The organism is Gilliamella bombicola (assembly GCF_900094945.1).
GTDB lineage: Bacteria > Pseudomonadota > Gammaproteobacteria > Enterobacterales > Orbaceae > Gilliamella > Gilliamella bombicola.
Genome location: NZ_FMAQ01000015.1, coordinates 1 through 20375 on the forward strand (window position 1 = coordinate 1; position 20375 = coordinate 20375).

Consider the following 20375-nt stretch of genomic DNA (forward strand, 5'->3'; position numbering starts at 1 on the left):
GTGTTGGCATACAGTAAATCAACAAAACCAAGAATAGTACCCTAATAACAGCAATTTAACCGCTCCAAAACTTTTTTTTAACGACAATTTAAAATTAAATAAAATCAACATATTAAAAAATAGCTCAAAAAAAGGGTTTTCAAAGCCAAAATTGTTGTTTATCTTTATACAGCAAGATTTATCAAATCTTAAGCTCTACCTTAACGCCGTGTAGGCGGTTTAGAAATACCCGACTAAAGTTTTCCTTTAGTAATTCCACCTTAACGCCGTGTAGGCATTTAATCAGAATAAAATCAACGATATAGTTATAAAGACACAACAATCTTTCCAAAAATGATGGTTATGTTATTTGTCCTATTCCGGCGTCAGAATGTGCCGACAACAGAGCGAGGTTAGCACGCCAAACAGGGATGTTTGGCGAGGCTATGCTTCGCCGGGAGCGAATCATAGCCGGTGCGTCAAGACCGAGCGTCGGCGTCGGGCAGCCGCAGGCCACATTCTGCAGCCAAGCGCGGGATTGCTAAGGGAATTCGCTCTAATTCCCTTAGCTCGGACGTGGTCACGGTAGCTATTTTATCCACTCAAGGTCAAAACGTCCGAAACCACCGCACCCAATCCATCCTATTCACCAACCCAAAAAGGCCTGATTTTACACCCAAAAATCGGTCAGAAAAGGTATTGATTTTATTAAAGTTTTTATTTAATGGTTTTACCAAAAACCATAAAAAAACCCAGCCAAAGCTGGGTTCTTATTTTAACCAACTAATTAAATTTTAGTTGTAAATGTACGAGCAATAACGTCGCGTTGTTGTTCAGCAGTTAGTGAGTTAAAACGCACCGCATAACCAGAAACACGAATGGTTAATTGTGGATATTTTTCTGGATGTTGTACGGCATCTTCTAAAGTTTCACGACGAAGAACGTTTACATTTAAATGTTGACCACCTTCAACTTTAACAGTTGGGGCAACATCTAATGGGACTTCACGATATTCGAATTTACCTAGTTCTGCAGTTGGGATCACTTGATCTTCTTTATAAACTGATTTAGCAGCTACACAACGTGCTTCTTTTGTAGCGTTGTCTAATAACCAGAAAGAGTTAAGAAGTGCTGCATTGTCTGCTTTAGTAATTTGGATACCTGTAATCATTTTAAATCCTCCTAACGGGGCCTTATTGCCCTAAAATAATTAGGGTTAATATAGCACTTTGGATATTTGATTAAAGTCAAAAAAAGCTATCAATTCAATAAGCAATACCTTTGTTTAGCATTTTAGCTATGGTTGTATGAAAACTATTTATTACATTAATTATTTATTTTCTTTGTTAATTGTCCTTTTAGCAATAAAGGAGCACGACTGAATATTTAATACTCTTGATGTAGTGAGGTTTAAGCTGATTAGCATTAGGTTTATTATGATTTTTAGGTATAATTATTGTAATCAGCAAGTAGCATTGTTGAGTCATATAAAATTATAGTATAGGTATTGTATGAGTAATCAATTAACATGGCATGACGTCATCGGCGGTGAAAAAGAGAAGCCCTATTTTCAGCATATAATACAATTTGTGGCATCTGAGCGCGCTAATGGTAAGATTGTGTATCCGCCCCAGCATGATGTGTTTAATGCGTTTCGTTTTACGCCATTTGATCAAATCAAAGTCGTAATTTTAGGGCAAGATCCTTATCATGGTCCTAATCAAGCCCACGGACTTTCATTTTCTGTTTTACCGGGCATTAAGCCACCACCATCGTTAATGAATATCTATAAAGAGCTATCAACAGATATTGAGGGATTTACAATTCCTTCCCATGGTTATTTAGCTTCTTGGGCGACTCAAGGCGTATTATTATTAAATAATGTGCTCACTGTTGAAGCAGGGCAGGCGCATTCTCATGCAAAAATAGGTTGGGAAACCTTTACTGACCATGTGATAGCCGCAATTGATAAACATCTTGAGGGTGTGGTTTTTTTATTGTGGGGATCACCTGCACAAAAAAAAGGGCAGTTTATTAATCGTCAAAAACACCATGTATTAACGTCAGTGCACCCATCGCCGTTGTCTGCTCATCGTGGCTTTTTTGGTTGTAAGCACTTTTCTAAAGCAAATGATATTATTACGCAGCAAGGTAAAACGCCAATTGATTGGCAACCAACGCTACCGGAAGATCATAAATGAATACGAATAAAAAACGTCGAACAAGTTTGCAAGAGATCGCTAATTTAATTGGGATTAGTAAAATGACGGTGAGTCGTTTTTTGCGCGATCCTAATTCAGTGTCTAAGCCTCTTCAATTACAAATTTCTGCTGCGATTGATAAGCTTGGTTATATTCCGAATAAAGCGCCTGATATGCTGTCTAATGCAAAAAGTAATGCAATTGGCGTTGTGTTTCCTTCGTTAACTAATCAGGTTTTTGCTGATATCTTAAAAGGTATCGAAAAGGTTACCGATGTTAGGGGTTATCAAACTATGATTACCCATACTGGCTACAGTGCAGAAAAAGAAGAGTCTCGATTACGTTCACTGCTTTCTTATAATATCGATGGCCTAATTTTAACCGAAAGAATACATACCCCTGCAACATTAAAAATGATCGAAATTTCTGGTGTTCCTGTGGTTGAAATTATGGATAGCGTTTCCCCCTGTATTGATATGGCTGTTGGATTTGATAATTTTACTGCGACTAGAAATATGATCCATCGTATGATAAATAAAGGGCGTCGTAATATTGTCTATTTTAGTGCAAGGCAAGATCAGCGCAGTATTATTCGTCAACAAGGTTATGAAAAAGCAATGGAAGATGCGGGATTAAATCCACGAACGCTAGCGACTAAAGAAGCATCGTCTTATGAATTGGGTGCAAGATTTTTACATCAAGTTTTAAATGATTTTCCTGATGTTGATGGTATTTTTAGTACTAATGATGACTTAGCTTTAGGGGTATTGCTTGAATGCCAGAGAATTGGAATCGAAGTGCCAAAACAAATCGCGATTGTCGGATTTCATGGACACCAAATTGGTCAATTTATGAATCCAAAATTGGCGTCTATCCATACCCCAAGAGTTGAAATGGGGCAAATTGCTGCCGAGCTGTTATTAAAACGAATTAATGGTGAAAAAGTCGAGCAAAAAGTGGTTGATTTGCCGGTTGAGTATTTAGACGGCGAAAGTATCTGATCAAATAATTTTAATAAAACAACTGTTAATATTAAAATTGATTTTACTTTATCCAGCTCGTTGATTTCAGGTTTTCATAAAATGAGTTCTATGTTAGAATTATCGCTCAGTGGTTATTTATACCTACTAATAGATTATAGAAATAACACTGAGGTTCCCTCCCATGAAAATAGTTGAAGTAAAACACCCTCTCGTTCGCCATAAAATTGGTTTAATGCGTGAACATGATATCAGTACCAAGGACTTTCGCGATCTGGCCAGTGAAGTTGGTAGCTTATTAACTTATGAAGCAACGGCTGATCTCCCTACCGAAAAAGTCACCATAAATGGTTGGTGTGGACCGGTTGAAGTTGAGCAAATTAAAGGTAAAAAAATTACTGTCGTGCCTATTTTGCGTGCGGGCTTAGGTATGATGGATGGTGTGCTTGAGCATATTCCAAGTGCTCGTATTAGTGTTGTCGGTTTTTATCGTAACGAAGAGACACTTGAACCTGTTCCTTATTTCCAAAAGTTAACCTCAGATATTGAAGAGCGAATGGCTTTGGTTGTTGATCCAATGCTGGCAACAGGCGGTTCTATGGTTGCGACGATCGATCTGCTTAAAAAAGCAGGCTGTAAAAATATTAAAGTATTAGTTTTGGTTGCTGCACCAGAAGGCATTAAAGTGCTTGAACAAGCTCATCCTGACGTTGAACTTTATACCGCATCAATCGATGAGAGGTTGAACGAAAAAGGCTACATATTGCCAGGACTTGGGGACGCTGGAGATAAAATCTTCGGCACAAAATAAAATCTCAAATTTTAGACCGGTTAATCCGGTTTTTTTATGCCTGTCAATTAGGCAAGTTATACAACAAATTAGTTAAGTAAGAGAGGCGCGATGTGAGCAATATCACAACAGACAAAACAAAAAATATAACATCACTGCATAAGCATTCTTGGCAGGATATTTTTACTGGCGCACAAATGTTATTTGTCGCATTTGGTGCATTGGTGTTAGTACCATTGTTAACGGGGTTAAATCCCAATGTAGCGCTTTTTACTGCTGGGGTAGGTACTTTACTATTTCAATTAACCACTAAAGGTAAAGTGCCGGTATTTTTAGCTTCATCATTTGCTTTTATTGCCCCTATCTCATTTGGTGTTGCTCAGTGGGGGATCCCCGCTACGTTAGGTGGTTTAGTTGCCGCTGGTTTTGTATTTATGCTTTTGGCTTTTTCAGTCAAAATGAATGGTAGACATGTTATTGACCTCATTTTACCGCCGGTTGTGACCGGTCCAATTATTATGGTTATTGGTTTATCGCTTGCACCGGTTACTGTTGGGATGGCAATGGGTAAAAATAGTGGGCTACAAGCTGAAAATTATCAATTGATTCTTATTTCAATGGCTTCACTATTAACAACGCTAGTAGTGGCTATTTGGGCAAAAGGTTTTTTAAAATTATTACCAATTATTTCCGGTATTGTGGTTGGTTATGTGCTTTCTTGTGTGTTCGGTATTGTCAATTTTCAACCGGTGATTGATGCGCCATGGTTTAAAGTGCCTGATTTCACGTTTCCTGAATTTCACTGGCAAGCGATTTTGTATATGTTGCTAATTGTGATTGCTCCAACCATTGAACATGTTGGTGATATTATGGCAATTGGTGCTGTTACAGGTAAAGATTATACGCGTGATCCTGGTTTACATCGCACATTACTCGGTGATGGACTAGCAACTTCGGCAGCTGGATTTTTTGGTGGACCACCTTGTATTACTTATGCCGAAGTGATTGGTGCGGTTACATTAACGCGTAATTTTAAAACTCGCGTTATGACATGGGCGGCAATTTGGGCTATTTTAATGTCTTTTATTGGTAAAATCGGTGCACTTTTAGGAACAATTCCAACTGTAGTCATGGGGGGAATTATGGTGCTATTGTTTGGTTCAATTGCATCAGTAGGCATTAATATTTTAGTCAAACATAAGGTAGATCTATCCGTGCCTCGAAATATGTGTATTGTCTCATTAGTTTTAGTTTTTGGGATTGGTGGAATGATTTTTGATTTTGGGTCATATGCATTACAGGGTATAAGCTTGTGTGGGATTTTAGCCATTGTGTTAAATCAGATTCTACCACATCAAGGAAGCTCAACTGATATTCATTAAGTCCTTCTCCTATAATCGTTGGCGCTATTATGGTGGCCAACGATATAGATAAATCAACGTACTAATCTATCGTGGTATTGTGCATTTTTTATGGCTTGCATGAATAGTTAAAAGTGAATAATTACTCACTTCTTTATTTTTATTGGACACAGTTAAGAACACCTATCTTTATTTCCTTATAATGAGCCCCCTCAACCAATTTTCCCTTCGTTTAGTTATGTTATTTTTGTTGTTCTATTAGCATAATGTATATTGTTTTTTTGAGTATGTAAGTAAAAACTCACAACTGATCATGGCTTTTATATATTGAGTATTAAATAAGGTTTAATTTAGATTTAAGTAATATTAATGGGTGCGCCTTTGGGGAGAATGATGCAGATCTGTTTATCTTAATTGTGGGCGAAGTGAGTGCTTAAGCATAAAAACTCACTTATCAAAAATAAGTGAGTTTTAAGTAATAATTGACTTTATTTGATTGGACGCATAGTCGGGAATAAAATCACGTCACGAATAGTGTGACTATTGGTAAATAGCATCACGGTACGGTCAATCCCAATCCCCAGTCCTGCTGTAGGTGGTAGGCCGTGTTCAAGTGCGGTGATATAATCTTCATCATAAAACATGGCTTCATCATCACCCGCATCTTTTTGTGACACTTGGTCAGCAAAGCGCTGTGCTTGATCTTCCGCATCATTAAGTTCTGAGAATCCATTGCCAATTTCACGACCACCAATAAAGAATTCGAATCGATCAGTAACAAATGGGTTGTCATCGTTACGGCGAGCAAGTGGTGAAACTTCGGCTGGATATTCAGTAATAAACGTTGGTTGAATTAAATTTGCTTCAGCCACTTCTTCAAAGATTTCAGTCACAACACGACCAAGTCCCCAGCCTTTTTCGATTTTGATGCCAACAGATTGAGCAATGGCACATGCTTTATCAAAATCATCTAAATCGGCATTATTGGTTTCAGGGCGATAATGGCAAATGGCTTCACGCATGGTCATTTTAATAAATGGTTTACCAAAATCGAAAGTATGCTCGCCATATTGCACAACAGCATCACCTGTTACGGCAATCGCTAAACGACGGAATAAGGCTTCTGTTAACACAATTAGATCTTTATAATCAGCATAAGCCATATACATTTCCATCATGGTAAATTCTGGATTATGTCTTGGCGATACGCCTTCGTTACGGAAGTTACGGTTAATTTCAAAGACACGTTCAAAGCCACCTACCACTAAACGTTTTAAATAAAGCTCTGGCGCGATTCGTAGATACATATCTAAATCAAGCGCATTGTGATGCGTAATAAATGGTTTTGCTGATGCACCACCTGGAATGACTTGCATCATTGGAGTTTCAACTTCCATAAAGTGATTTTCAAGCATAAAGTTACGGATTTCGCTAACCACTTTTGAACGAGCCTTAAACGTCTCTCTTGATTCTTGATTGGTGATAAGATCCAAGTAACGTTGACGATAGCGCATTTCTTGATCGGCAAGTCCATGAAACTTATCAGGCAATGGACGTAGCGCTTTGGTTAGTAAACGAATTTCTTCACAGTGAATAGAAAGCTCGCCTGTTTTTGTTTTAAATAGGTAACCTTTCGCACCGACAATATCGCCTAAATCCCATTTTTTAAATTGTTCGTTATAAAAACCTTCAGGGAGATCATCGCGGGTAACATAAAGTTGGATCTGTCCAGCAACATCTTGCAAAGAAACAAATGACGCTTTCCCCATAATACGGCGCATCATCATACGTCCTGCGACCGTTACGGTAATTTTGTTTTCAATAAGTTCTTCGTTAGTTTTATCGCCATATTGTTTGTGGAGATCATTGGAAATCGCATCACGGCGAAAATCATTAGGAAACGCAACACCTTGTTCGCGAAGATGAGCGAGCTTTTCGCGACGTACTTTTAGTTCGTTATTTAACTCTTCAATTTGTTTTTGTTGATCTTGCTGCTCTGTTGACATAGTTTTACCTTTTATTTATAGCCAAGCGGTTTATAAGCCTGCTTTTAAGCTTTCTTCAATAAATTGATCTAAATCGCCATCTAATACGGCCTGCGTATTACGCGTTTCAACACCAGTGCGTAAATCTTTAATACGTGAATCATCAAGCACGTAAGAGCGAATCTGACTGCCCCAGCCGATGTCAGATTTGTTTTCTTCCATCTGTTGCTTTTCGGCATTTTTTTTCTGCATCTCAAGCTCATACAGTTTTGCTTTTAACTGTTTCATGGCTTGATCTTTATTGCTATGTTGTGAACGGTTATTTTGACACTGCGTCACAATACCGGTTGGCACATGGGTAATACGTACAGCAGACTCAGTTTTATTCACATGCTGTCCACCCGCACCTGATGCACGGTATACATCAATGCGAAGATCAGCTGGGTTAATGTCGATATCAATATCATCATCAATTTCAGGATAAACAAACACTGACGAAAACGAGGTGTGACGTCGATTACCTGAGTCAAATGGACTTTTACGGACAAGGCGATGTACGCCTGTTTCAGTACGTAACCAACCGTAAGCATAATCACCGGATACTTTAATCGTTGCTGATTTAATACCGGCAACATCGCCATCAGAGACTTCCATCACTTCGGTTGCAAAGCCTTTTGATTCCGCCCAACGCAAATACATTCTCAGTAGCATTTCAGCCCAATCTTGTGCTTCAGTACCGCCCGATCCAGATTGAATATCCAAATAACAATCTGCACTATCGTAATTGCCTGAAAACATACGCCGAAATTCAAGGCCGGCCAGTTTTTTTTCTAGTTGTTCAAGTTCGCTATTTGCTTCATCGAAAGTCTCTTGATCGTCCGCTTCGATAGCTAGTTCAAGTAAGCCTTCAACATCGTCAAGACCTTGCGTTAATGAATTGATAGTATTAATAATTTCATCTAATGCAACGCGCTCTTTACCTAACGCTTGCGCTTTTTCGGGATCGGCCCAAACTTCGGCTTGTTCTAGTTCGGCATTAACTTCTTCTAGCCGTTCCTTTTTGACATCATAGTCAAAGATACCCCCGAATCACGGCCGTGCGTTCGGTAAGTTCTGCTATCTTTGATCTAACAGGATTAATTTCAAACATGATTTAAATTGGTTTGCTCAGTTTTATGATTTTTTAACAAGCGTTCATTGTAGCGGATTTGGGCATAATTTAGCAATTGCCAATTGCCATTTTGACTTGAACTTGATGAATAAAGTGCTCAGCGAAAAGCAAAGATAGCGCATAAAGCGCTATCTTTTTAGTCGAAGATATTTAGTGCAAGCTGGGTTATTTTTTTGCTTCAGCGTATAGCTCAGCAACTTTATCCCAGTTAACCACATTCCAAAATGCACCGATGTAATCAACACGACGATTTTGGTATTTCAAATAATAAGCGTGTTCCCAAACATCAAGCGTTAAGATAGGTGTACCAGAAACGCCAGCAAATTTTTCGCCCATCAATGGTGAATCTTGATTAGCTGTTGAAACAACTTCAAGTTTACCATTTTGTAATACTAACCAAGCCCAACCAGATCCAAAGCGAGTGGCTGCCGCTGCTGCAAATTTTTCTTTAAATGCATCAACTGAACCAAAATCTTTTTCGATGGCTGCTTTAAGTTCACCTTTAAGTTCGGTACCAACTTTTAATAGTTCCCAGAAAAGGGTGTGATTAACATGACCACCTACGTTATTTTTAATGCCTGTAAGTTTATCAGCGGGCACTTTATCTAAATTTTTTAATAAATCGCTTGGGCTAAATTCTTTAATTTCAGCAGATAAAGTTTCAATGATAGCATTGGCATTGTTAACATAGGTTTGATGATGTTTATCGTGATGAAGATGCATTGTTTCAGAATCAATATAAGGTTCTAATGCATCATAAGCATAAGGTAAGGGAGGTAAAGTATAAGCCATGAAATTTGCTCCTTTCATATATTAGGTATTATTAACTACTTTATCTTATGAGTATACGGGCTATTAGTATAGCCCTCAAACTATCACTTAGATAGTTAGTGGCTATCTGTGATTGGGGTGATTATTATTTTCCCAATTAGCTTTCATTACTTGCGATAAATGGGGTATACATCATAATTGCGTGGTTTTCGCTGATGAGCTTTTCTTCGACATGGTTATCAATTAAATGTGTTTTGCGTTGCCATATTTTATTATGTCTGGTATAGCCTCCCCACCACTGTTGTTCAATGCGATGATCGGTTTCTAGGATTTGATAATGATGAGTTAATGGGATATTAGCAAGTAATTCACCATGTAAATACTTATCATCAAGCCAAAGATTAAGCCGGTAGGTGGTATTGGTTTTATTGATTAATTGTAAATCAACATAGTTATAAGACAAGGTTGCGCCACAAGCAAAAGGAATTGTACGATTGATATCAGGGAAAACATCAAAACTATGCCGCCAACGCTCCATAATGGTGAGATCAGAATGTAACACAATCCAATAAATCAAATTACCTAATTGGCATAATCCTCCACCAATATCTTTGCCTATCTGCCCATTATGTAATGATAGTCCTTCTAAAAATCCTCGTTTTTTCGATGGGCGTCCTACTTTTTGCCAGATCGAAAAACGTTGATTGGGCTTAATGATTGAACCATTAAGTTTTTCAATGGCTAATCTAAGATTAGTAATTTTATTATACTGTAAATACATATCCACATCTTTTAGCGGTCTTAATAAAACAGACTGATGTTTTTTGTGTGAATAACAACAGGTATTATTATTTATGTCGATAGTGCTATAGGCGTGACGATGTCGCCACCACTCAAATTTTCGTTTTAAGATAAAATACTCTTTGCCTAATTTTAGCCTTAATTTACTGCGCTTTATCGGTTTATCGACAATGATATCCTTCATATTTTTCCATTCCTTTATCTACAATATATAATCAGTTATTTTTTTAAAGATGATTGATAGTGCTGGCTCAACTTGTCGAGAAAAGTGAAAAGTTTTTGATTCATTGCCGTGTAATCATGCGAGCGAAGCGTTTCAGGCGTATCAACAAAGCGGTAATTTGCAGCTTGATTAAGCTCTTTTTGCGAATGGACAATCAGCAATTCAACGACTTCAGGCGTGAACTCCATATGGCATTGAAATCCATAAACGAATTTATTATAAGCAATAATTTGCCGAGGACAGCCTGTGCTATAAGCTATAATTTGGGCATCTTTGGTTAAACCAGGCATATCATTGTGCCAATGACCGACTTCTAATGTATTGCCAAAATCAGTAAATAAAGGATTTGTTTTACCGAGTTGCGTTAATGTAATTGGGAATTTTCCAATCTCTTTTTCTGGGCTTTGGGCATGACTTGCGCCTAACGCCTCGCCAATTAATTGTGCACCTAGACACACGCCAATAACTATTTTACCGGCATTTATCATTGATAAGATCACAGCTTGTTCTGCTATAGAATCAAAATGAGCGCATTCTTGTTTGGTTGTTGACGGTGATTGTGGACCACCCATCACAATAAGAAAGTCGATATCATCAATGCAATTAGGAAGTGGTTCACCAAGATAAACGCGAGAATAGGTTATGGTGTGATGATGCATCCTAGCCCATTGTTCATAGGCTCCAGGTGCTTCGAAAGCTTCATGGATAATAAAATGGATATGCATTAATAAAGGTTCCTTGCCTATAAATATTATCACCAAAAATCATGGTTTAATGACATTATATATATCTAAAGATAAATTTATTATTGAATTATTATGAATAATTTTTTCGCAAATACAATATAGACTTTTGATATCAACAGGATAAAAATTTGGAAGAAAGAAAAGAAGTTTGGTATAAGAAGTAATTTATCTAAGATGGTTTTAGAATTTAGAAGTTGGCTCCTCCAACAGGACTTGAACCTGTGACATACGGATTAACAGTCCGCCGTTCTACCGACTGAACTATGGAGGAACCGAAATGTAGCGCGCATATTATAGATTTTATGGCGCTATGTCAATAGTTAAATGCTTTTTTTGTATGAACTCGCCTCCTTTATAATCATTCAAGTGTTAGGATTGTCTTGAATAAGTGTTTTTGTCTGAGTAATTGTTGTGGATGCGAACCAAGCTCTTGTTGTGGGATGCTCTGTTTTAGATCGCGATAATAATCAAGCCAATAAGGCAAAATTTGATTTGTTGTTATATCCTTAAAATTCATTGGATATAATGCGAAATAATCATTACCTTGTTTAGTTTTAAAAGCATAAGTAATCAGTTCACTGCAATAAAAACCATCTGCATTTTGATGAAAGCTATGATTGTAAGGTGAACCTAAGCAATGTTTAGCTCGCTTTAATGCATTTTGAATAATGGCCAAATCATGGATTCTACCAATGATATTACGTCTAGCCGCACCAACAAAGTCAATCAAAGATTGTTCAATTACGCCATGCTTTTGTGTCGCTTCAATGACGCTATTATTGCCAATATATAAACCGACATGATTGATATTTTTTGTTATCTCATCCATGTTAGGCACTGCGCCAGAACGGTTTATTGCGTGACTAAAATCATTATCTTCGTTAAGGCTTTGGAAGATGATATCGCCACTTTGAATATTATTGATTTTTAGCACGATAACGCCATAGAGAAAACATTACACAAGTTGCAATAATAAATTTAAGTGCATCAATACCAACAAATGGAAAATAACCCACTTTTAATGCATCAATAAGTGTAATATGCAAATAACCCATTAAATAGACAACACCAAATATAAATAACAATTGATGTGCACAAGCAAATGCAATTAAGCCTAAAATAAAGTGACGATCATATCCCTTTTCTGCTGCAAAACCAGCTAAATAGGCACTAAATACATAGCCATATAAGTAACCGGAAGAAGGTGACGCTAATGCCATAATCCCACCACTGCCATTAGCAAATAGCGGTAATCCCATCGCGCCTAAAAAAAGGTATTGAATTATTGCTAATGCACCTAATTTACGACCTAAAAAAGCGCCAATTAGCAATACTGCCAATGATTGTAATGTAAATGGAACCGGATATGTCGGAATACTAATATTAGCAGCTAATCCTAAAAGTAATGCTGCACTAGTGGTGGCCAGTAATTTACGTTGCCAAGAAGATAAATTAACCAGTGTCGTGATAAATGTTGGATAATACGAAGTAAGTTGTTGTTTCATTATTTTCTACCTTTGATACATAAATAGTAGAACTATAATAGCGCAATGTATTTCAATGTAAACTATTTTTTATATAAAAAGTTTACATATGAGTTAAATTGTTGCTATCACAGCCCAATACAAAGAGCGTGATAACAAAAAATAAGGTTCTACTTAAACTAAGTAAGGATTGCTGATTCGTTCATGACCAAAACTTGACATAGGGCCGTGTCCTGGTACAAAAATAAAGTCATCACCAAGTGGTAATAATTTGTTAGTGATTGATGAAATTAAATCGGTATGGTTGCCTCGAGGAAAATCTGTCCGTCCTATACTGCCTTTAAATAATACATCGCCGACAAAAGCTAGTTTATCCAAATGATTAATAAAAACAATATGTCCAGGAGTATGGCCTGGGCAAAAAAGCACATCAAGAGTTATGTTACCTACTTGAATTTGGTCGCCTTCTTTTAACCAACGATCAGGTAAAAAGCTGTCAGTATGAGGAAAACCAAATTGTATGCATTGCTGTGGCAAACTTGTTAGCAAAAATTCATCTTCTTGGCTTGGTCCAATAATCTTTACATTATAATATTGAGCTAATGTGGTTGCCGCACCAACATGATCCAAATGTCCATGGGTTAATAAAATCTGTTTAATATTTACACCTAGTTTTTCAACGGCTTTTTTCAGTAGTTCTGGTTCACCACCAGGATCAATCAGTGCGCCTTCCATGGTTTGATCACACCAAATAATGCTACAGTTTTCTTGGAAAGCAGTAACAGGGACGATTTGATATTGAAACATTTACTTATCTCCTTATTTCTTGGCGATGGGTGATTAGATTTTTGCCGTCTTCATTTTTTAGTTGCGCAAAAATAATGCTTGATAGCACTGTAACCACACCGAGTATAACAAATGTTAATTGAAATGCGTGAATAGTACTAGCAGAGTTGCTAATTAATCGCAGTAAAACTGCACCAAATCCTGTACCAAAACTAATAGCAAGTTGTTGATTAACTGCCATTAAGCTATTGCCACTACTCGTATTTTCCTTTTCTAAGTTCGCTAAAGTTATGCTATTCATCGCGGTATATTGCATAGAATTAATACCACCAATACAAAATAGCAATAAACTAATTAATATAAGTGGTGTTGATAAATTTAACAACGACATTAAAACAATCATGATGCCCGCTAAAATGGTATTAGCAACGAGCACAAAACGATAGCCTAAACGAGCTAAAATACGTGGAATAAATATGCGAGTACAAATTGATGCAATGGCCATTGGCATTAGCATCACACCGGCAAAAATGGCTGAGTAGCCAAAACCAACTTGTAACAACAATGGAATTAAAAAAGGCACACCAGATATACCTAATCGGCAGATTAAATTGCCAATAATGCCTATTTTAAAAGTATGGATCTTAAAAAGTGATAGTGGGAATAAGGGGGTTGGTTTCTTTTTGGCATACCCATAATAAATAATTAGAAAAACGAAGCTGATTACGGCAAGTAGCAATGGAAAATCATATGTCTGATTTTGGTTTAAAACCTCTACACTTAAAGTGGCACTAATAAAGGCAATCACAATAAATATAAAACCAAACAGATCAAAAGGCATATGTTCACCCTTTAGATTAGGCATATATTTCCAACTAATTATCACACCTAAAATACCAATGGGTAAATTAATAAAAAACACCCAATGCCAACTCACCACATCAACCAAATATCCTCCTAATACCGGTCCCAAAACAGGTCCAATTAAACCGGGAATGGTGGCTGTATTTAAGGCAGCTAAAAAATCACTACGCTTAAAAGATTTAATTAATACTAAACGTGATATCGGCACCATCATTGAGCCACCAATACCTTGAATAACACGTGAGATATCTAAAAAAATTAATGAATTGGATAAGGCACAAAGCAATGAGCCAAGGGTGAACAGTGAAACTGCCATCACAAAAATATTTCTAGTGCCAAATTTATCCGATAAAAAACCACTGACTGGAATAAATAATGCCAAGGTTAAAGCATAGCTTATCACTGCTGATTGCATATTTAGGGGGGATTCATTAAGATCTTTAGCCATCGTGGGAAGCGCAGTGTTTAATATCGAGGTATCAAGCGATTGCATAAAAAATGCAAATGCTGCAATCCATGGTAATATTCGATAAACAAAGGGTGGTAACTGTAATTCGCTATTCATTTTAATTTTGCCTAAAATTAATTTAAATGCTGGGTGAGCAGTTGGCTATAAGCACTGGAAATTAAGCTCTCTTACTACTTATTTTATTAAGAAAGAGAGCGATGGATGCCATTTTACAATATTATTTATTAATTATTGGCTTTTTTCTTATTCTTAACAGATTTATCTTGCCAATAGCCAGCTAGTAATGAACCAGAGATATTGTGCCAAACCGAAAATACTGCCGCGGGCAGCGCTGATAAGGCCGAAAAGTAGGTAGTACCTAAGGTAGCGGCAAGGGCGGAATTTTGCATTCCCACTTCAAGTGACATGGTTCGGCAAGTTGACTCATCAAAACCAAATAAACGACCACCCCAGTAACCGCCAAGTAAACCTAATGCATTGTGAATCACAACTGCAAAAATAACGGTGCCCCCCACTTGACCAATTTGCGTATGGCTACCTGCTACGACAATGCACAGAATTAATAAGATACAGAGCATTGATAAAAGTGGTAAAAATTGTTCACATTTTTTGACGATAGGATATAAAAAATGGTGAACAATTAAACCTAATATAATCGGTATTAAAACGATCTGTACAATATGCAAAAGCATGTCCCAAACAGGGACTTCAACAGTTGTTCCTACTAATAATAGTGTGAGTAGAGGTGTTACAACCACGCCTACTAGTGTTGACACTGATGAAATTGTCACCGATAACGCAACATCGCCTTTAGCAAGATAAATCATCACATTTGAAGCCGTACCGCTGGCAACGCTACCGACTAACACCATTCCAACTAATAATTCTGGTCTCATTGTAAACAGTTTGGCTAAGATTAAAGCAGTTAGTGGCATTACAATATAATGTAGTAAAGTGCAAATTATTACTGCTTTAGGCTTGGTTACCACACGTTTAAAGTCATCAATACTTAATGTAACTCCCATGGTAAACATTACAAACATAAGTAAATGTGCGGTGTGGGGGCGTATAGGAATAAAGGTATAAGGAAAGAAATAGGCAACACCGGCGCACAGTATTGCCCACAAAGGAAATAATCGGGTAAGAGAGATAATAGATCGAATCAACAGCTGATTAAATTGTCTGGTCATATAAACCTGCTATGGGTTTAATAAAATAATTCTAGAATAATGATAGGGTTATTTTATTTGTTTTGTGTAATTTTCATTCTATTTATTCTATTAAATAGCGTCAAGGTATTTATTAAAATCGTGCTGCGTATGTGTTCTGCTGATTCATTGCGTAATTGGGTTAATATTTTAAAGACTTCGGCGATATATTCAGGGCGATTTATTTGACCTTGACGGCCATTTAATGGCATATCAGGAGCATCCGTTTCGAGCACAAGGCTCTCTAGCGGTAATTGAGCAATCGTATTGCGCGTTTTATTCGCTCGTTCATAACTTATTACGCCACCTACACCAATATAGTAGCCCAACTTAACAAATTGCATAGCTTGCTGATAGCTACCTGAAAATCCATGTATTACACCACGGCAAGGTAAGTTGGCGCGGTGTAATTCGTGGTACATAATATCGTGCGCTTTGCGTGAATGAATCAAAACAGGTAAATCAAACTGTTTAGCAAGCGCTAATTGTGACCTAAAAAATGATAACTGCTGTTGCCAATCAATACTTAAATCATAGCGATCCAGTCCTATCTCACCAATGGCAATTAATTTTTTAGGTTTGGTTTTAACGATATTGGTTAACAGCTCTAAATCCGCCATGGTATGTTGATAAATAGGATGCAGCCCCAAAGCAGCATAGATCTCGCAATAATTATCAGCAAGTTGCAAAACGGTATTAAAATAGTTAGCGCTAACTGCGGGTATGATTAACCCAACAATATCCGCTTGGCGAATTTTATCTATTGAATCGGCCAGATGATCAGTAAAAGGCGGAAAATCAAAATGACAGTGTGTATCAATAAACATAATGCCCCTTATTCTACGGTTGCTTGATGTAATAAAATTGGTAGTAAAAATCGTTGGGCAGCAAAAGTAATTTGTTCAATTAATTCATCCGTTAATTCAGGATAAAGTCTAGCGTAGTAGCTATCACACTCAGCCGATTGGTATAATCCACCTTGCCAAGTATTTAACAGTTGATTAATTGCTTTTTCACTCGCGATAACCTCACCTGTTTTTTTGTTATAGGCTGCAATTAACCAATTCCATGCGCATTGTACAGGTAGTAATAAAGGTTGATTGATACCTTGTACATAGCCTTCAATTAACGAGGTTAAAATTGCCATAGCCTCATTACTTGGAAAGTGTGAAAAACGCCATTCGTTTTCTTCTCTGCCATAGATACGGCTTTGACTTTCAACTTTATCTGGATTTAAGATGCAATAAACCAAATGGTCGATCCACAACGAAATACCATCTCGAATTGAAAGTTTTGAAGGGCGCCATGTTAAAATACCATCATCTTGAATATGGGTTAACCAACCTTGTAATTGGTAATGTTGTTGATTTAGTGAAATGGCTAAGTTCACTTCTTGAGTTGTTATTTCTAGGCGTTCTTGGCAGATTTTATTAGCTAATGATTGCATTGCTTCATTTTGTTCATGATAAATAATCTGTCCAAATGCGCCATCTGGCAAGTCACCAGTTAGCGCTAAGTGTTGATAACAATCATTGGATTGTTGTGATTCTTTGGTGATAAGTTGATTTAAAATCTGCAAGTTCAATTGATAACGCTGTAAGCTATCAAGATTAAAGTTTTCCGCATCGGGTAATGTATCATCAAGATAATTAATATAAAAATTAAAACGTTTTTGTAAAAATAGCCTAATTGAGTGCTGGTAAAATCGTTTTAGTTCGTCAAGATTGATATTATCGACGCTAATAGCGGCTATTTCACTAATAAAGTCTTGATTTTCCCCTCGTTGTAATGCAGCGGGTAACCATTCATCAGCATAACTTTTGGGATCTTGCAAAAAGTTTTGGGGGTTAAATGGTGTGCGTGTATGGTTTACACGTAAAAAATCCAAGTTATTTGTCGAGCTATCAACTTGATTAACAGGCTTGTTATAATATTGTGCAATATACTCCCAAAGCTCATCAACTAGTATTGATGGGTAACGTTCACTATCATCTTTTATATCTCGCCCAATATAGCTAATATATAACTGGTTTTGCGCTGATAAAATAGCCTCTAAAAATAAATAGCGGTCATCATTACGGCGACTGCGATCGCCTCGTCTTGGATGATGAGCAATAAGATCAAAGTCGAGAGGAAGCGATGTTCTTGGATAATCTCCGTCATTCATACCCAGCAAACAGACCACTTTAAAAGGAATGGATCGCATTGGCATCATGGTACAAAAGTTTATCCTACCAACTAAAAAACGATGCGCTAGATGATTTTGCTCTAAGCGCGATTGCATTGCATCATGCAAAATTGTGATAGAAATATTATCAGTATAATTAGCAGCTAAACCACTATTAATTAATTTTTGCCATTCCTCTTCGATCATTAATAAAATTGATTCACGTTGTGGGGTATCGACAAAAAAATCGTTAATTAGTTCAAGACAGCAACTTTGCCATTCAACTAATGTTTTTTCTTCGCTTAAAGCTGTAAACCATTTACTTACAATTTTAATAAACTCAGCTAATTGGCCGATTAATTCGGCATCTAAGCCTGTCGCGCCATCATACGGCAAGATCTGTTGCCAACCGCCTTGTTCACTACTCATGGTATAGCCTAGTAATAAACGCTCCAGTCCAAATAACCAGCTATGTGCACTTTCAAGACCAAAACGAATGCCTGATTCAATAATCCAAGTACGTAATAAAGTTAACTGTGATTCACTAATTGCAAATTTTTCTGAAATAGCTGGTATCTCTAATAAATTAAACAGCTCTTCAGCAGTAAATCGACTTTGTGGAAAATTTAATATAGTAAAAAAACCTTGTACAATCGGATCAATGTTACGTGCTTTTTGATCAGATATAGTAAAAGGCAAATAGCGTTTTTCATAAGCATTACCAAAAACAGCACGGATATAAGGGACATATTTATCAATATCCGATACCATCACAATGCAATCACGTAATTCTAATGTAGGATCAGCATCAAAAACAGATAAAAGATAATCATATAACACTTCAACTTCACGTTGTTCGCTATGGCAAGCATGAAAAGATACGGATTTATCTGCTAGTTCAACGGGTTGTTGAGCATCTACCATTGGATAAAGATCAAGGATATCTTGTTGAATTGCATGTAATAGACAATCTCGGTTTTGATCGGCAAACACATCAATATCTTGCTTATTATTGAAGTCCTGTAATAAAAACAGATTATCACGCCCAAGTTTCCCCCACGAAGTTAAAAGTGGATTGGGGCTTTTTTCAGGGGTATTGAAGATATCTGATAACTGCTTTTCAACAATATCGCCCCAATACCATTTACATGGATTATTAAACATCAAATGGACATCAATATGTCGTCCAAGCGCTGAAAGTAGTGAAAGATAGATCGGTGGTAGCGAAGTAATACCGAAAATAAAAATACGGCTAGGTAACGGATCTAAACGTGAACGATCAAAGTTATTATCTAACAAAATTTCAAGCATTTGTTGATAAATATTAGCGCGATGATAAGGTTGACTTATGGATATTAGCTTTCGCCATAGCTCTGCTTGCCAAACTTCGTCAGAATGATGATTTAATTCGGCAACATTTTGGTTGGCTTCCCATTTGGCTAACCAATCGGGGCGATAAACTAAATATTGGTCAAACAAACGGGCAATTCGTGTTGCAAGTTGGTACTGCTTTCTATCTTGCTTATCAATATCAAGATAATGTTTAAGTGCGCTAAACTCAGGTTGTTTAATAACTTGAGGCAACAAATAATACAAACGCCAACTCATTGATTCAACATTATAACTATTTTCAATTGGCGCCTCGGGTAACAAGGTTTGATAAAGTTGCCAAATAAACTGCGTTGGAAAAAGAAAATCAACATTAGCCACAATACCAAGTTCATCCGCTAACGCAATTTGCAACCATTGTGCCATACCTTGGCTTTGCACCATGACTATATCAGGTGTAAATACATCCTCTAATGGTTGCCTGCGCATCAATTCACTTACAATAGACTTAAGTAGATCGACTTGGTTTGAATGATAAATGGTAAACATAGCAATACTAATTATTGGTAAGATTGGGTTAAGATTATCGCTGATCGTTACTCATAAATCTAGTCGCTATTATAGTATCAATTTTATAATAAAAAAGAATAATTAGCGGTTATGTAACTTGCTTTGTTTATTCTAATTTTATGAGCTGATGTAATGAATGTGCATAAAAAATAGCCTTAACCAATTTGGGTAAAGATTTTATGATCAGCCCTCGACAATCTATAACGAGATAAAAATCTATTAAAGATAAATTAAAACGGCAAGTTAAATGTGATAACAAAAATTATTCGAGTGGAGTGCTAGATATCGAAACCTAGCGTTTACAGTTAACCGAGCATCACAAAACCAAAGGCTTACTCAATAAGGGGGCAATTACTGAAGATATTGAGGTGGATAATATCACGCAAAAAGGCAGTGGGATTTATGGTGATAGGGTGAACATTAATCGGGCAACTACTTAACAGTGACGGGCAGCGAAGTGGTTGGGACGCATAATGTGAGTCTTAGTGTA

General features: G+C 36.9%; 17 protein-coding genes and 1 tRNA gene. 4 read left to right on the forward strand and 14 right to left on the reverse strand.

Going from position 1 to position 20375, the window contains the following annotated elements:
• Positions 1 to 766: 766 nt before the first annotated feature.
• Positions 767 to 1150, reverse strand: a complete 384-nt coding sequence (gene grcA, locus GA0061081_RS09640; RefSeq protein ID WP_091350418.1) for an autonomous glycyl radical cofactor GrcA — start codon at positions 1148 to 1150, stop codon at positions 767 to 769.
• A gap of 340 nt (positions 1151 to 1490) precedes the next feature.
• On the opposite strand from grcA, the gene ung reads away from it, so the two are divergent.
• From ung to GA0061081_RS09660, 4 genes are all read left to right on the forward strand, one after another.
• Entirely contained in the window at positions 1491 to 2180 is a 690-nt protein-coding gene (ung, locus tag GA0061081_RS09645; RefSeq protein WP_091350421.1) for a uracil-DNA glycosylase, read from the forward strand.
• Positions 2177 to 3181 (forward strand): gluconate operon transcriptional repressor GntR, encoded by a 1005-nt coding sequence (gene gntR, locus GA0061081_RS09650; RefSeq protein ID WP_091350424.1) that lies wholly within the window; start codon positions 2177 to 2179, stop codon positions 3179 to 3181. Before ung ends, gntR begins: the two co-directional genes overlap by 4 nt.
• Before the next feature lie 163 nt (positions 3182 to 3344).
• On the forward strand, positions 3345 to 3971 hold the full coding sequence (gene upp / locus GA0061081_RS09655) for a uracil phosphoribosyltransferase (protein ID WP_091350428.1): 627 nt from the start codon (positions 3345 to 3347) through the stop codon (positions 3969 to 3971).
• A gap of 101 nt (positions 3972 to 4072) precedes the next feature.
• On the forward strand, positions 4073 to 5332 hold the full coding sequence (locus GA0061081_RS09660; protein WP_425337795.1) for a uracil-xanthine permease family protein: 1260 nt from the start codon (positions 4073 to 4075) through the stop codon (positions 5330 to 5332).
• Positions 5333 to 5799: 467 nt separating this feature from the next.
• Here the strand turns inward: GA0061081_RS09660 and lysS are convergent, their stop codons facing one another.
• The 13 genes from lysS to recC form a co-directional block, all read right to left on the reverse strand.
• Entirely contained in the window at positions 5800 to 7317 is a 1518-nt protein-coding gene (lysS, locus tag GA0061081_RS09665; protein WP_091350430.1) for a lysine--tRNA ligase, read from the reverse strand.
• 30 nt (positions 7318 to 7347) lie between these two features.
• A protein-coding gene (gene prfB, locus GA0061081_RS09670) for a peptide chain release factor 2 (protein ID WP_141683368.1) occupies positions 7348 to 8446 on the reverse strand; the annotation gives its coding sequence in 2 pieces (ribosomal slippage) (positions 7348 to 8370 and positions 8372 to 8446; 1098 coding nt in all).
• A 186-nt stretch (positions 8447 to 8632) separates the two neighbouring features.
• Positions 8633 to 9259, reverse strand: coding sequence for a Fe-Mn family superoxide dismutase (locus GA0061081_RS09675; RefSeq protein ID WP_091350432.1), 627 nt, complete (start codon positions 9257 to 9259; stop codon positions 8633 to 8635).
• Positions 9260 to 9395: 136 nt separating this feature from the next.
• Entirely contained in the window at positions 9396 to 10223 is an 828-nt protein-coding gene (locus GA0061081_RS09680; protein WP_091350434.1) for a VanW family protein, read from the reverse strand.
• 35 nt (positions 10224 to 10258) lie between these two features.
• Entirely contained in the window at positions 10259 to 10987 is a 729-nt protein-coding gene (locus GA0061081_RS09685; protein WP_091350437.1) for a type 1 glutamine amidotransferase, read from the reverse strand.
• Positions 10988 to 11203: 216 nt separating this feature from the next.
• Positions 11204 to 11279, reverse strand: a tRNA-Asn gene (locus GA0061081_RS09690).
• Positions 11280 to 11366: 87 nt separating this feature from the next.
• Entirely contained in the window at positions 11367 to 11942 is a 576-nt protein-coding gene (locus tag GA0061081_RS09695; protein ID WP_167349347.1) for a YiiX/YebB-like N1pC/P60 family cysteine hydrolase, read from the reverse strand.
• Positions 11926 to 12513: a biotin transporter BioY gene (locus GA0061081_RS09700; RefSeq protein WP_091350442.1), complete on the reverse strand. Its 588-nt coding sequence runs from the start codon at positions 12511 to 12513 to the stop codon at positions 11926 to 11928. Before GA0061081_RS09700 ends, GA0061081_RS09695 begins: the two co-directional genes overlap by 17 nt.
• 153 nt (positions 12514 to 12666) lie before the next feature.
• Positions 12667 to 13299, reverse strand: a complete 633-nt coding sequence (locus tag GA0061081_RS09705; RefSeq protein ID WP_091350444.1) for an MBL fold metallo-hydrolase — start codon at positions 13297 to 13299, stop codon at positions 12667 to 12669.
• Positions 13300 to 13303: 4 nt separating this feature from the next.
• Positions 13304 to 14707, reverse strand: a complete 1404-nt coding sequence (locus tag GA0061081_RS09710) for a DHA2 family efflux MFS transporter permease subunit (RefSeq protein ID WP_091350448.1) — start codon at positions 14705 to 14707, stop codon at positions 13304 to 13306.
• A 128-nt stretch (positions 14708 to 14835) separates the two neighbouring features.
• On the reverse strand, positions 14836 to 15801 hold the full coding sequence (gene panS / locus GA0061081_RS09715) for a ketopantoate/pantoate/pantothenate transporter PanS (RefSeq protein WP_091350450.1): 966 nt from the start codon (positions 15799 to 15801) through the stop codon (positions 14836 to 14838).
• Between the two features lie 53 nt (positions 15802 to 15854).
• A complete protein-coding gene (locus GA0061081_RS09720) occupies positions 15855 to 16646 on the reverse strand; it encodes a TatD family hydrolase (protein ID WP_091350452.1) in 792 nt (263 codons plus the stop codon).
• A gap of 8 nt (positions 16647 to 16654) precedes the next feature.
• Positions 16655 to 19864 (reverse strand): exodeoxyribonuclease V subunit gamma, encoded by a 3210-nt coding sequence (gene recC / locus GA0061081_RS09725; RefSeq protein ID WP_091350456.1) that lies wholly within the window; start codon positions 19862 to 19864, stop codon positions 16655 to 16657.
• Between the last annotated feature and the right edge of the window lie 511 nt (positions 19865 to 20375).